Consider the following 12,486-nt stretch of genomic DNA (forward strand, 5'->3'; position numbering starts at 1 on the left):
TGCAGGACAGGTTCAGCCCAGTCTCCCTCCTCAGGAGTCAACCAACACAACCGAACACGGGGCTTGGGATCTCACTCCCATACGCGGGCACCGTCAAGAGATCTGACGATATTTCGAACATCTAATACCGCGTGACGCCCGTCATGACGCACCTCTTCCAACAGGGTCCGACACGTCCTACCGTAAACGCACACAGGGATGACACAGACATGACGTCATCCCACCTTTCGCGTGCTCGGAGGAACGTAACGATGCGTCACCCTCACACCCGCACGGCCCGCCGAAGAGTTGTCGGAGCACTCGCCGCAGGACTGTTGTGTACGATCGGCCTCGCCGCGCCGGCCCTGGCCGCCCCCGCCGAGGATGTCTCCCCGGCCGTGGACGACGGCCTGGCCCTCACCCCGCCCATGGGCTTCAACAACTGGAACTCCACGAACTGCCGTGCCGAGTTCAACGAGGACATGGTCAAGGGGATCGCCGACATCTTCGTCGAGAAGGGCCTCAAAGCCGCCGGATACCAGTACGTCAATCTGGACGACTGCTGGGCCCTGCAGTCGCGGGACGCGAACGGAAAGCTGGTACCCGACCCCGCCCGATTCCCCAATGGGCTCAAGGCAGTTGCCGACTACGTCCACTCCAAGGGGCTGAAGCTCGGCATCTACACCAGCGCGGGCACGAAGACGTGCAACGAGGCGGGCTTCCCGGGTGCGCTCGGCCACGAGTACAGCGACGCACAGCAGTTCGCGGACTGGGGTGTCGACTACCTCAAGTACGACAACTGCAACAACCAAGGTGTGGATGCCCGGTTGCGCTATACGACCATGCGGGACGCGCTGCTGGCGGCCACCCGGACAACGGGCCGCCCGATCGTCTACAGCCTCTGCGAGTGGGGCGAGAACAAACCCTGGGAATGGGCGTCCGAAGTCGGACATCTGTGGCGTACGACCGGTGACATCAGCGACAACTGGGGCTCGATGCTGTCGATCCTCAAGCAGAACCTGCCACTCGCCCAGTACGCCGGTCCGGGGCACTGGAACGACCCGGACATGCTGGAGGTCGGCAACGGCGGCATGACCGACACCGAGTACCGCTCGCACTTCTCCATGTGGTCGATCATGGCCGCACCTCTCCTCATCGGCTCCGACCTGCGCGACGCGTCCGACGCGACCTTCGACATCCTCGGCAACAAAGAGGTCATCGCCGTCGACCAGGACCCGCTCGGCAAGCAGGGCACGGTGCTCTCCTCCGAGGGCGGGCGCTGGGTCGTCGCCAAGGAGATGAAGGACGGCAGCCGGACGGTGGCGCTGTTCAACGAGACCGGCAGCGCGCAGCGCGTCGCCACCACCGCCCGCGCCGTGGGACTGCCCGCCGCGGGCGCCTACACCCTGCGCGATCTGTGGCAGCACAAGAGCTACAACACCGAGGGCGCCATCTCGGCGACCGTCCCCGCGCACGGCACGGTGCTGGTACGCGTCTCCACCGACGCCAAGTGGGCCAAGAACCCGCCCGCCGTGGAACTCGGCCTGGACGGCAGCCTGTTGGTCGAGGGCGGCAAGTCCGTCAAACTGACGTCGACGGTCACCGACCTCGGCCGTACGGCCGCCAAGCAGGTCTCCGTGAAACTGAGCGGACCTGCCGGCTGGGCGGTCAAGGCGACCTCACCGGCCACCGCGCACGTGCTGCCGACAGGCCGGTCGCTGCGTACGTCATGGAAGGTCACCGCCCCCAAGGGCACGGCCGCGGGCTCGTACGACCTGAAGCTCAAGGCGACCTACCGCTCGCCCACCGGGGTACGCGCCGAGAGGGTGCTGCCACTGACAGCATCCGTCGTCGTGGCGCCGCCCTCGGGAGTCTCCTCGCTCGGAGACCTGCCATGGCTGTCGACGACCAATGGCTGGGGTCCTGTTGAACGCAACACCAGCAACGGTGAGAACGAAGCGGGCGACGGCAATCCGATGACGGTCAACGGTGTCGTGTATGCCAAGGGGCTCGGCGTACACGCCGACAGCACCGTCGAGTACTACACCGGCAAGGCGTGCGAGACCGTCACCGCGCAGGTGGGTGTCGACGACGAGGAAGGAAACGACGGTTCCGTCGCCTTCGAGATCTGGGCGGACGGCACGAAGGTGGCCTCCTCGAGCGTACTCACCAACGCCCGGGCCGCGCAGGCGATTTCAGCCGACGTGAGCGGCGCTCAGACGGTGCGTCTCGTCGTCACCGACGGCGGTGACGGGAGCACCTCGGACCACGGCGACTGGGCGGACGCGCAGCTCACCTGCTGACGCGCCGCCCTGCCGCCACCGGGTCAGCCGCTCACACCTGCGGCGGTCGTGTTCGCCTTGCGGGTGAGCGCGGCCGCAGCAGCGCCGACCAGACCGGCGTCCGTGCCCATCAGTGCGGGCGCCACGGTCAGACGCTGGACGAAGGACAGCGTCGCGTAGTCGGCCAGCGCCTTGCGCAGCGGCGTGAAGAGGACGTCCCCGGCCTTGCCCACTCCCCCGCCGATAACGGCGATGTCGATCTCGACGAGGGTCGCGGTCGCCGCGATGCCCGCCGCGAGGGCCTGCGCCGCGCGCTCGAAGGAGGCGGTGGCGACCGGGTCACCCGCGCGGGCGGCGGCGGCCACCGCGGCCGCCGAGGTGTCGCCGTCAGGGCCAGGCTGCCAGCCGCCCTCCAGCGCACGGCGCGCGATGTTCGGGCCACTCGCGATGCGCTCGACGCAACCGCGGGATCCGCAGGGACAGAGGTCGCCGTCGAGGTCCACGCTGATGTGGCCGATGTGGCCCGCGTTGCCGGTGGGCCCGGGGTGCAGCGTGCCGCCCAGAACCAGGCCGCCGCCGACCCCCGTCGACACAACCATGCAGAGCGCGTTGGCGTGGCCGCGTGCCGCGCCCTGCCAGTGCTCGGCCGCCGTGATGGCCACGCCGTCGCCGATCAGCTCGACGGGCAGCCCACCCGTGGCCCTGCGGACCCGCTCGACGAGGGGATAGCCACGCCAGCCCGGCACGTTCACGGGGCTCACCGTGCCCTCCGAGGCGTCCACGGGTCCCGCGCTGCCGATACCGAGGGCGCCCGCCCTGCCCCACAGAGGGGAGAGCGTCAGCTCGCGGATCACGTTCTCCACGGCCCCCATCACGGTGTCGCCGTCCTCCTGCGCGGGCGTCGCACGCTGCGCGCGGAGGAGTATCCGGCCGTGGCCGTCCACCAGCGCTCCGGCGATCTTGGTGCCGCCGATGTCGAGCGCGGCCACGAGGTCGGTGTGCATCAGTGTCAGATCTCCCAAGGGGTGTCGAATCAGGCCCGCCGCGCTGCGGGTCCGGGTTCCCCGGCCGGAAACAGGGCGGAACGACACGCCTCTGGGGGAAGGCGCAGGCCGGAGAATGCGGTGGACAGTGTCTCCCGCATCTGACAACGTTGTCCAGGCTCTATGCTCGACGCCACATCCTCATACAACCCCATGGACCGACGCATCCCCCTAGTCCATCCTCATGGACCATTCTCATGGAGGGACGCATCCCCGTGGACGACAGGACAGGACAGCGCATCGTGGCAGAGACCGCCCGCCGATCCGAGAACCGCTACGGCAACCGTCCCACCATGAAGGATGTCGCCGCGCGCGCGGGGGTCGGTCTGAAGACGGTCTCGCGTGTGGTCAACGGAGAACCGGGGGTCACCCCGGACACCGAGCGCCGCGTCCAGGAGGCCATCGACGCGCTGGGCTTCCGCCGCAACGACAGCGCGCGGGTGTTGCGAAAGGGCACCACCGCGAGCATCGGTCTCGTCCTGGAGGATCTCGCGGACCCGTTCTACGGACCGCTGAGCCGGGCGGTCGAAGAGGTCGCCCGCGCCCACGGCGCGCTGCTGATCAACGGCTCAAGCGCCGAAGACCCGGACCGCGAGCAGGAGTTGGTCCTCGCGCTGTGTGCGCGCCGGGTGGACGGGCTCGTGGTGATTCCGGCCGGTGATGACCACCGCTATCTGGAACCCGAGATAAAGGCGGGGGTCGCCACGGTGTTCGTGGACCGCCCGGCCGGAAAGATCGATGCCGACGTCGTGCTGTCCGACAGCTTCGGCGGGGCCCGCGGCGGCGTCGCCCATCTCATCGGCCACGGCCACCGCCGGATCGGTTTCATCGGTGACATGCCCCGCATCCACACGGCCGCCGAGCGGCTGCGCGGCTACCGCGCCGCGATGGAGGACGCGGGCATAGCGGTCGAGGACCCGTGGATGTCCCTGGGCGTCACCGACCCGCAGCGGGTGCGCAAGGCAGCCGAGGACATGCTCTCCGGCGACTCCCCGGTCACCGCGATCTTCACCGGCAACAACCGCGTGACCGTCACGGTGGTCCGTGTCATCGCCGAGCGCGGGCGCCCGGTCGCCCTCGTCGGCTTCGACGACATCGAACTCGCCGACCTCCTCCAGCCCGGCGTCACCGTCGTCGCCCAGGATGCCGCCGCCCTCGGCCGCACCGCGGCCGAACGCCTCTTCCGCCAGCTCGACGGCAGCCTCATCACTCCGGAACGCATCCAGCTCCCGACCCGGCTGATCACCCGCGGCTCGGGGGAACTGCCGCCCACGGACTGAGCCATGGGCCGCCCGGATCCTCATACGCTCGAAGCTCTCGGTCTCGCCGAGGCGCCACGTGACCATCCGCTGAGCTATCCGGGAAAATGGCCGCAGGAGTCCGGACTCCTGGACGGGGACCGCCTGTTGCCCCTGGAGCAACTGGTGCACAGGGACCGCGTCCCCGTCATCGCCGTCGGCTCCAACGCCTGCCCCGCCCAACTCCGGCACAAGATGGCGGAGTACGCGGTGTCCTCCACCGTCCCGCTGGTGAAGGCGCGGGTCACCGGCATCGGTATCGGCGTCTCGGCCCATGTGAGCCTGATGGGTTACGTGTCCGCGTCGCCGTTCCGAGCGCCGGGAATCGTGAGCGAGTTGTTCATCACCTGGCTCGACGAGGCCCAGCTCGCGGTGATCGACGCCAGCGAGGGAGTTCCGGCGCCGACCGGCGCGTACGACCGCGCCCGGCTCTCCTCGGACGACTTCCGGATCGAGTTGGAGTCCGGCGAACTCCTCCCTGGCGGCTACGCCTACGTCAACCGCCGTGGCGTCCTTCATGACGGCTCGGGTGCGCCACGCGCGCATCCGGGCGAGCGCCCGCTGCTCACCTCTCTCCTCGCCGGATCACCGCGCCTGCGTGAGCTGTTCGGGGACACGCCCGAGGAGTTCTGCAGCCGGGCGCGCTTGGACAGAGCGCTCTGCGCGCAGGGCACCCGGCTGTTCGCCGAGGAGGGACTTGTGATGCCTTCCGGCCTGGAAGGGCTGGAAAAGCACCTGCGGTCTCAGCAGACCGGAAGTCCCGGAAGCGGTGCGTCGTTGTCGCCGCCCTGGATGTAGACATCGCTGACGAAGACATTGACGTTGCCACTGTCGTCGTCGGTCCTGGCCCACCAGATGTTGGTCCACTCGCCGTAGGTCTCCCGGCGGCCCAGGTTCTGCTGGCAGTAGAAGTAGTTGGTGCCCGCGTTGAGGGTGCCGGCCTCGGCGCCGGAGGCGGTGTAGGACGTGGCGGTGCGCCAGACCTGGCAGTTGTACTTGCCGCCGCCGATCGGGTCGCAGACAGGCTCGGGAGGGGGGTCAGGGATGGGCGAGCTGCTTGAACCGCCGCCCGTTGTACCGCCGTCGGTGGAGCCGCCCGAGGCTCCACCTGAAGTCCCGCCTGTGCTACCGCCGTTGACGGGGGCCTTCGAGGGCTTCGGAGCGGTCTCGCCCGTGTGACTGGGCTTCGGCTCCGGGGGCTTGGAGTTCTTGTCGCCCTGTCCGGTCGGCTTGGAGTCGTCCGACAGGTCGACCTCGCCGCGGCTGGCTCCGTCCGAGGGGGCCGCTCCGTCGGCCTGAGGCAGCGCTTTCCGGGCCGCGCTGCCGGTGTCGTCCGGGCTGTTCAGCAGGGCGACGGTGACACCGGCCGCCGCGAGGACGACGGTGACGGCCGCGGCGGCAAGGAGGGCGCGGCCTCGGCGGCGGGGTGCGGGAGAGGGGCCGGCGGCAACAGGGGCCGCAACGGGAACGACGGGCTTCGGCGGTCCGAATCCCGGCGGTATGGAGGGGATACTCAGCGCCGTCGTCTCACGCGGCGGTGGCTCCGGCAGCCTCATGCCCGCCGTCTCATGCGGCCGTGACTCCGACAGCCTCAGGCCCGTCGTCCGGGAGTCCGTCTCAGGAGCTCCCGCGACCGCCTCCAACAGCTCGCGCGCCCGGTCCGCGTCCGGGCGTTCCCCCGGCTGCTTGTGCATGAGCTGCTTAAGTACGGGGCCCAGTGGCCCGGCGCGCCGGGGTTCCGGCAGCGGATCGGCAACTATCGCGGTGAGCGTGGACCACGTCGACGTACGGCGGAAGGGGGACAACCCCTCCACGGCCGCGTACAACGTGGCGCCGAGTGCCCAGACGTCCGAAGCGGGCCCCGGGTCGTCGCCCTGGGCCCGCTCGGGCGCCAAGTAGTCCAGGGAACCCACCAGTTCGCCACTGCGGGTCAGGTGGGTGGCCGAGCCGTCACCGGGGTCTTCCATCGTGGCGATGCCGAAGTCGGTGAGGACGACGCGGCCGGAGCGGTCCAGGAGGATGTTGCCGGGCTTCACGTCGCGGTGCAGGACGCCTGCGCGGTGGGCGGCGGCCAGCGAGTCCATGACCTTGGCGCCGATGGAGGCCGCCTCGCGAGGGTCCAAGGTGCCGCGCTCGCCCAGGACGTCGTCCAGAGAGGGGCCGTCCACCAGCTCCATGACGATGAGCGGGCGCCCGTCGACCTCGGTCACGTCGTGCACGGCCACGACTCCGGGGTGGGGCACCCGGGCCGCCGCGCGGGCCTCGCGCTGCATCCGCCGACTCAGGTCGGCCAGTTCGGGGACGGCGGCGTCCGTGTAGGTGCGCAGTTCCTTGACGGCGACCTCGCGGCCCAGGACCTCGTCCCGGGCGCGCCAGACGACCCCCATGCCGCCGCGGCCGAGTTAGGCCAGCACGCGATAGCGGCCGGCCAGCAACCGGCCGGTTCCGTCCGGCTGTTGGTTCTCGCCCGAAGACACTGCTGCCCCGTTCTCGTGTCACGCCAGTGAGTGGCGCCCACACTACGGGGCAGCAGTGACGGCTGGTGTCGGGAGTGGGCCTCTGTGACGTGGTCGCTACGCGACCGGCGTCAACGGCCGTTGTAGAACTGCGGGCCGCCTGTGGCTGGTCGCGCAGTTCCCCGCGCCCCTGGAGGGGCGCTCTACTTGGCGGAGACTGTCAGATCCGCCCGCCTCGGCACCGCGAACCCCTCCAGGTCCGCCCGCGTCAGCCCCGTCACCCGCGCCACCTCGGCGATGTCCAGGGCGCCGCAGTCCAGGCCGCGCAGCAGGTAGCCACTGAGGGCCTTGGCGGTGGCAGGCTCGTCCATGACGTCGCCGCCGGCCTGGTTGGCATAGCGGGAGAGGCGCGCCGCGGCCTGTTCGAAACCCTCGCGGTAGAAGGCGAAGACGGCCGCGTAGCGGGTCGGGATGTGGCCGGGGTGCATGTCCCAGCCCTGGTAGTAGGCGCGGGCGAGGGCGCGGCGGGTCAGACCGTAGTGCAGCCGCCAGGCGTCGTGGACCTTCTCGGTCGGGCCGACCGGCAGCACGTTGGTGGAGCCGTCGCAGACGCGTACGCCGGTGCCCGCGGCGGCGACCTGCATGATCGCCTTGGCGTGGTCGGCGGCGGGGTGGTCGCTCGCCTGGTAGGCGGCGCTGACGCCGAGGCAGGCGCTGTAGTCGAAGGTGCCGTAGTGCAGGCCGGTGGCGCGGCCCTCGGCGGCCTGGATCATGCGGGCGACGGTCGCGGTGCCGTCGGCGGCGAGGATCGACTGACTGGTCTCGATCTGGATCTCGAAGCCGATCCGCCCGGGCTCCAGGCCGCGCGCCTTCTCGAACTCCTCCAGGAGCCGGACCATCGCGGTGACCTGTTCGGCGTACGTCACCTTCGGCAGCGTCAGGACGAGCCCGTCGGGCAGACCGCCGGCCTCCATCAGGCCGGTGAGGAAGATGTCGAGGGTGCGGATGCCGCGGGCGCGGACCGGGGCTTCCAGGCACTTCATACGGATGCCCATGCACGGGGCCGCCGTGCCGTTCTCGTAGGCCTCCGCGATCAGCCGGGCCGCGCGCGCCGCCGTCTCGTCCTCCTCGGCGTCCGGACGCGGGCCGTAGCCGTCCTCGAAGTCGACGCGCAGGTCCTCGATCGGTTCGCGCTCCAGTTTGGCCCGTACGCGGTCGTACACGGGCTTCGCGAGGTCATCGGTGAGGCCGAGGACGGCTGCGAAGGAGGCGGCGTCCGGGGCGTGCTCATCGAGGGCCGTGAGGGCCCGGTCGCCCCAGCTGCGGATGGTGTCGGCGGCGAACGCGTCACCGGGTACGTACACGGTGTGGACGGGCTGCCGGGTGCCCGGGTCGCCGGGGTAGTGGCGCTCCAGCTCGGCGTCGACCGGGGCGAGGGAGGCGCTGATCTCCTCACTGACTGCGCCCGCGAGGCTGGTCGCCACCTTCTCCTGCTGACCCTGACCCATTCCACACCCTCCTGTTTTCCGCAGTGCGGAATCAACAATCCGTAGAACGAAGTTATCCGGGGACCTTCCCGCCGGTCAACACCCTCTTGAGTCCCACATGGTTCCTACAGACAACACTGACCCTGACATGAGCAGAGGCCCCTGCGACCGTGTCAAAAGACGGTCACAGGGGCCTCGTACGCCTCATACGTCGGAAACTCAGCCCTTGCGGGACTTGATCTCCTCGGTGAGCTGCGGGACTACCTCGAAGAGGTCGCCGACCACGCCGTAGTCGACGAGGTCGAAGATCGGGGCCTCGGCGTCCTTGTTGATGGCGACGATGGTCTTCGAGGTCTGCATGCCGGCGCGGTGCTGGATCGCGCCGGAGATTCCCGAGGCGATGTACAGCTGCGGTGAGACGGACTTGCCCGTCTGGCCGACCTGGTTGGAGTGCGGGTACCAGCCGGCGTCGACCGCGGCGCGCGAGGCACCCACGGCCGCACCGAGGGAGTCGGCGAGCCCCTCGATGATCGCGAAGTTCTCGGCGCCGTTGACGCCACGGCCGCCGGAGACCACGATCGCGGCCTCCGTCAGCTCCGGGCGGCCGCTGGCCTCGCGCGGGGTGCGCGCGGTGACCTTCGTACCGGTGGCCTTCTCGGAGAAGGTCACGGCGAGGGCCTCGACGGCGCCCGCGGCCGGGGCGGCCTCCACGGCGGCCGAGTTCGGCTTGACCGTGATGACCGGAGTGCCCTTGGACACCCGGGACTTGGTGGAGAAGGAGGCGGCGAACGCGGACTGCGTGGCCACCGGGCCCTCTTCGCCGGCCTCCAGGTCGACGGCGTCGGTGATGATGCCACCGCCGATACGGAGCGCGAGGCGGGCCGCGATCTCCTTGCCCTCGGCGGAGGACGGCACGAGCACGGCGGCCGGGGAAACGGCGTCGTACGCGGCCTGGAGCGCGTCCACCTTCGGTACGACCAGGTAGTCGGTGAACTCGGGGGCGTCGGCGGTGAGGACCTTGACCGCGCCGTGCTCGGCGAGCACGGGGGCGGTGGCCTCGGCGCCGGCACCGAGGGCGACGGCGACGGGCTCGCCGATACGGCGGGCCAGGGTCAGCAGCTCAAGGGTGGGCTTGCGGACGGCGCCGTCCACGTGGTCGACGTAGACGAGAACTTCAGCCATGGGACTTCTTCTCTCCTGCTTGCGAAAGATGAGGGGCGGTCAGGGAGCCTGCGGCGGGCCGGTGTTCCTAGATGAACTTCTGGCCCGCGAGGAACTCGGCGAGCTGCTTGCCGCCCTCGCCCTCGTCCTTGACGATCGTGCCGGCGGTGCGCGCGGGACGCTCGGTCGCGGAGTCGACCTTGGTCCAGGCGCCTTCGAGGCCGACCTCGCCCGCCTCGATCTCCAGGTCCTCCAGGTCCCAGGCCTCCACCGGCTTCTTCTTGGCGGCCATGATGCCCTTGAAGGACGGGTAACGCGCCTCGCCCGACTGGTCGGTGACCGACACGACCGCCGGGAGGGAGGCCTCGAGCTGCTCGGAGGCGGAGTCGCCGTCGCGGCGGCCCTTGACCACACCGTCCTCGACGGAGACCTCGGAGAGCAGGGTGAGCTGCGGAACGCCAAGACGCTCGGCCAGCAGGGCCGGGATGACACCGGCGGTGCCGTCGGTGGACGCCATTCCGGAGATGACCAGGTCGAAGCCGGCCTTCTCGATGGCCTTCGCCAGCACCAGCGACGTACCGATCACGTCGGTTCCGTGCAGGTCGTCGTCCTCGACGTGGATGGCCTTGTCCGCACCCATCGACAGCGCCTTGCGCAGCGCGTCCTTGGCGTCCTCGGGGCCGACGGTCAGCACGGTGATCTCGGCGTCATCGGCTTCGCCGGCGATCTGCAGCGCCTGCTCCACGGCGTATTCGTCGAGTTCCGAGAGCAGACCGTCCACGTCGTCACGGTCGACGGTCAGGTCATCGGCGAAGTGCCGGTCGCCGGTGGCGTCGGGCACGTACTTAACAGTGACAACGATCCTCAAGCTCACGCCGGCTCTCCTACTGCATCGTCATTTTTGGCTGCCTTCTTATCGGCAGCATAGGCGCCTGAAGCGGCCGATCCCGGTCGGGGCGGCCCGCGCTCCGACCGAAATATTACTCACCAGTACACCCAGTGGGTGCCCACTAAGCAAGCGCTTTGAACTGTGACGTTCGCAACGCTGCGTAACCGACAAGTAGGAGCGGCGCGAGGGACAGGTGAGTAGGTTCGGACTCGCTTCAGTCGCGCAGGCCGTGGAAGCGCCCCTGGTGGTAGAGCAGCGGGCGGCCGGCGCCCGACGGGTCGCCGAGGACGACCTCGGCCAGAACGATGCGGTGGTCCCCCGCGGGCACGCGCGCGACAACACGGCAGACGAGCCACGCGAGGACGTCGTCGAGCACCGGAACACCTTCGGGGCCGTTACGCCAACGGGTGGGCGCGCCGAAGCGGTCGGCGCCGCTCCTGGCGAAGGTGCCGGCGAGTTCCTGTTGGTGTTCTCCGAGTATGTGCACGCCGATGTGGTCGGACTCGGAGACCGCGGGCCAGCTGGAGGCGCCGACACCGATCCCGAAGGAGACGATCGGGGGCTCGGCGGAGACCGAGGTGAGCGAGGTGGCGGTGAAGCCGACGGGGCCGTCGCCGCCGGGAGCCGTGATCACGGCGACACCGGCCGCATGCCGCCTGAAGACGGAGCGCAGCAGGTCGGGGGAGGCGAGCTGGGGGGTGCCGAGGTCGGGCGTGGCCGTCATGGACTTGTTCCTTCTGCGAGAGGTGACGGGCTGATCCGTGGCTGCTCAACAGCCCGGACAGCGCGCACTCGCGGTTCGGGCCAGGTCCACGTGGACGCGCTCGAAGAGAAGGAGTTCCGGGGGCATACGGTCAGGCTGACGATAGATGGTGCGTGCAGTCAAGTGCGTTCCGGTATCTGGGAGGCGCCTCACCTTGGTCACCACGGTCAGACGGCCTCCCCCAGTGCGGCGATCACATCGGCCTTGCGCGGCTGCCCCGTTGCCCGTCGTACGATCCGCCCGTCGGCGTCGAGCACGAGCACGGTCGGGGTCTTGAGAATGTCGAGTTCGCGTACGAGGTCCAGGTGATCCTCCGCGTCGATCTCCACGTGGGACACCCCGGGGACCATCTCCGCCACCTCGGTGAGTACCCGCCGGGTGGCCCGACAGGGGGCACAGAAGGCGCTGGAGAACTGGACGAGCGTGGCCCGCTCACCGAGCCCCTCCCCCAACTCCGCCGCGCCGAGCAGCTTTCCGCCGTCACGCCCGCGCACCCTCACCCTCCCGCTCCGCTGCCGGTGCAGCACTCCGTAGGCGCTCGCCACCGCGAGCACCACCACGCACACCACGAGTCCGGTCATCACATCCACAAGCATTTACGAGACCGCAAAGATTCCCGGCTACGGGAATCGCGCTCGGTGCGGAATGCTTGGTTCATGGAAATTGATGTAAGAGGGCCGCGGTTCGGTGCGGCCGTGACGACCTTCGTGCTGGCGGTCGTGCTGATCACGGGCAGCCCCTGGCTGCTTGCCTGGCAGACGCTGGCGTTCGCGCTGGGCGCGGCGGGCGGCGTGGGGCGCTCCCCGTACGGCTGGCTGTTCCGCAAGGCGGTACGCCCGCGGATCGGGCCGCCTACGGAGTTCGAGGCGCCGGAGCCGCCGCGATTCGCGCAGACGGTCGGGCTCGCGTTCGCGGTCGTGGGGCTCGTCGGCTACGTGGTGGGGCCGGAGTGGCTGGGTCTGGCGGCCACCGCGTGCGCGCTCGCGGCCGCGTTCCTCAACGCCGCGTTCGGCTACTGCCTCGGGTGCGAGATGTACCTGCTCGTGCGCCGAGTCACAGTACGCACGGAGTAAAGGGGGGTTAAAACTCCGAGGTGGATCAAGGGGTGACGTGACGAGGATCTCGCCC

General features: G+C 69.8%; 10 protein-coding genes and 1 pseudogene. 4 read left to right on the forward strand and 7 right to left on the reverse strand.

Annotated elements, in window-relative coordinates; translation table 11 throughout:
- Positions 1 to 251 precede the first annotated feature (251 nt).
- Complete coding sequence (locus tag AB0N66_RS09680) at positions 252 to 2,282, forward strand: NPCBM/NEW2 domain-containing protein (protein WP_365430790.1); 2,031 nt, start codon at positions 252 to 254, stop codon at positions 2,280 to 2,282.
- Positions 2,283 to 2,305: 23 nt separating this feature from the next.
- On the opposite strand, the gene AB0N66_RS09685 is transcribed toward AB0N66_RS09680, so the two are convergent.
- Positions 2,306 to 3,265, reverse strand: coding sequence for an ROK family protein (locus AB0N66_RS09685; protein WP_365430792.1), 960 nt, complete (start codon positions 3,263 to 3,265; stop codon positions 2,306 to 2,308).
- A gap of 236 nt (positions 3,266 to 3,501) precedes the next feature.
- Here AB0N66_RS09685 and AB0N66_RS09690 point away from each other — a divergent pair, with 236 nt between their 5' ends.
- Together AB0N66_RS09690 and AB0N66_RS09695 are read left to right on the forward strand one after the other, a co-directional pair.
- Positions 3,502 to 4,584, forward strand: coding sequence for a LacI family DNA-binding transcriptional regulator (locus tag AB0N66_RS09690; RefSeq protein WP_365430794.1), 1,083 nt, complete (start codon positions 3,502 to 3,504; stop codon positions 4,582 to 4,584).
- 3 nt (positions 4,585 to 4,587) lie between these two features.
- A complete protein-coding gene (locus tag AB0N66_RS09695; protein ID WP_365430796.1) occupies positions 4,588 to 5,400 on the forward strand; it encodes a hypothetical protein in 813 nt (270 codons plus the stop codon).
- Here the strand turns inward: AB0N66_RS09695 and AB0N66_RS09700 are convergent.
- The 6 genes and pseudogenes from AB0N66_RS09700 to AB0N66_RS09725 form a co-directional block, all read right to left on the reverse strand.
- Positions 5,346 to 7,079 (reverse strand): annotated as a pseudogene (locus tag AB0N66_RS09700) (serine/threonine-protein kinase). The gene AB0N66_RS09695 and the pseudogene AB0N66_RS09700 sit on opposite strands and share 55 nt — an antisense overlap.
- Positions 7,080 to 7,261: 182 nt before the next feature.
- Positions 7,262 to 8,566, reverse strand: coding sequence for an aldolase/citrate lyase family protein (locus AB0N66_RS09705; protein ID WP_365430798.1), 1,305 nt, complete (start codon positions 8,564 to 8,566; stop codon positions 7,262 to 7,264).
- Positions 8,567 to 8,764: 198 nt separating this feature from the next.
- A complete protein-coding gene (locus AB0N66_RS09710; protein ID WP_365430800.1) occupies positions 8,765 to 9,727 on the reverse strand; it encodes an electron transfer flavoprotein subunit alpha/FixB family protein in 963 nt (320 codons plus the stop codon).
- A gap of 67 nt (positions 9,728 to 9,794) precedes the next feature.
- Positions 9,795 to 10,580: an electron transfer flavoprotein subunit beta/FixA family protein gene (locus tag AB0N66_RS09715; protein ID WP_365430802.1), complete on the reverse strand. Its 786-nt coding sequence runs from the start codon at positions 10,578 to 10,580 to the stop codon at positions 9,795 to 9,797.
- A 229-nt stretch (positions 10,581 to 10,809) separates the two neighbouring features.
- Positions 10,810 to 11,319 carry a flavin reductase family protein gene (locus AB0N66_RS09720; RefSeq protein ID WP_365430804.1) on the reverse strand — a complete coding sequence of 170 codons (510 nt, stop codon included), beginning with the start codon at positions 11,317 to 11,319 and terminating at the stop codon, positions 10,810 to 10,812.
- Between the two features lie 206 nt (positions 11,320 to 11,525).
- On the reverse strand, positions 11,526 to 11,939 hold the full coding sequence (locus AB0N66_RS09725) for a thioredoxin family protein (RefSeq protein ID WP_365430933.1): 414 nt from the start codon (positions 11,937 to 11,939) through the stop codon (positions 11,526 to 11,528).
- Between the two features lie 75 nt (positions 11,940 to 12,014).
- On the opposite strand from AB0N66_RS09725, the gene AB0N66_RS09730 reads away from it, so the two are divergent.
- Positions 12,015 to 12,431 carry a DUF4395 domain-containing protein gene (locus AB0N66_RS09730; protein WP_365430806.1) on the forward strand — a complete coding sequence of 139 codons (417 nt, stop codon included), beginning with the start codon at positions 12,015 to 12,017 and terminating at the stop codon, positions 12,429 to 12,431.
- The last annotated feature ends 55 nt before the right edge of the window (positions 12,432 to 12,486 follow it).

Source organism: Streptomyces sp. NPDC093544, from assembly GCF_040683495.1.
Classification (GTDB): domain Bacteria; phylum Actinomycetota; class Actinomycetes; order Streptomycetales; family Streptomycetaceae; genus Streptomyces.

Coding starts and splice junctions, on each gene's coding strand:
- AB0N66_RS09695 (WP_365430796.1), top strand. CDS start 4,588: ATGGGCCGCCCGGATCCTCATACGCTCGAAGCTCTCGGTCTCGCCGAG.
- AB0N66_RS09685 (WP_365430792.1), bottom strand. CDS start 3,265: ATGCACACCGACCTCGTGGCCGCGCTCGACATCGGCGGCACCAAGATC.
- AB0N66_RS09725 (WP_365430933.1), bottom strand. CDS start 11,939: ATGACCGGACTCGTGGTGTGCGTGGTGGTGCTCGCGGTGGCGAGCGCC.
- AB0N66_RS09710 (WP_365430800.1), bottom strand. CDS start 9,727: ATGGCTGAAGTTCTCGTCTACGTCGACCACGTGGACGGCGCCGTCCGC.
- AB0N66_RS09690 (WP_365430794.1), top strand. CDS start 3,502: ATGGAGGGACGCATCCCCGTGGACGACAGGACAGGACAGCGCATCGTG.
- AB0N66_RS09680 (WP_365430790.1), top strand. CDS start 252: ATGCGTCACCCTCACACCCGCACGGCCCGCCGAAGAGTTGTCGGAGCA.
- AB0N66_RS09730 (WP_365430806.1), top strand. CDS start 12,015: ATGGAAATTGATGTAAGAGGGCCGCGGTTCGGTGCGGCCGTGACGACC.
- AB0N66_RS09705 (WP_365430798.1), bottom strand. CDS start 8,566: ATGGGTCAGGGTCAGCAGGAGAAGGTGGCGACCAGCCTCGCGGGCGCA.
- AB0N66_RS09720 (WP_365430804.1), bottom strand. CDS start 11,319: ATGACGGCCACGCCCGACCTCGGCACCCCCCAGCTCGCCTCCCCCGAC.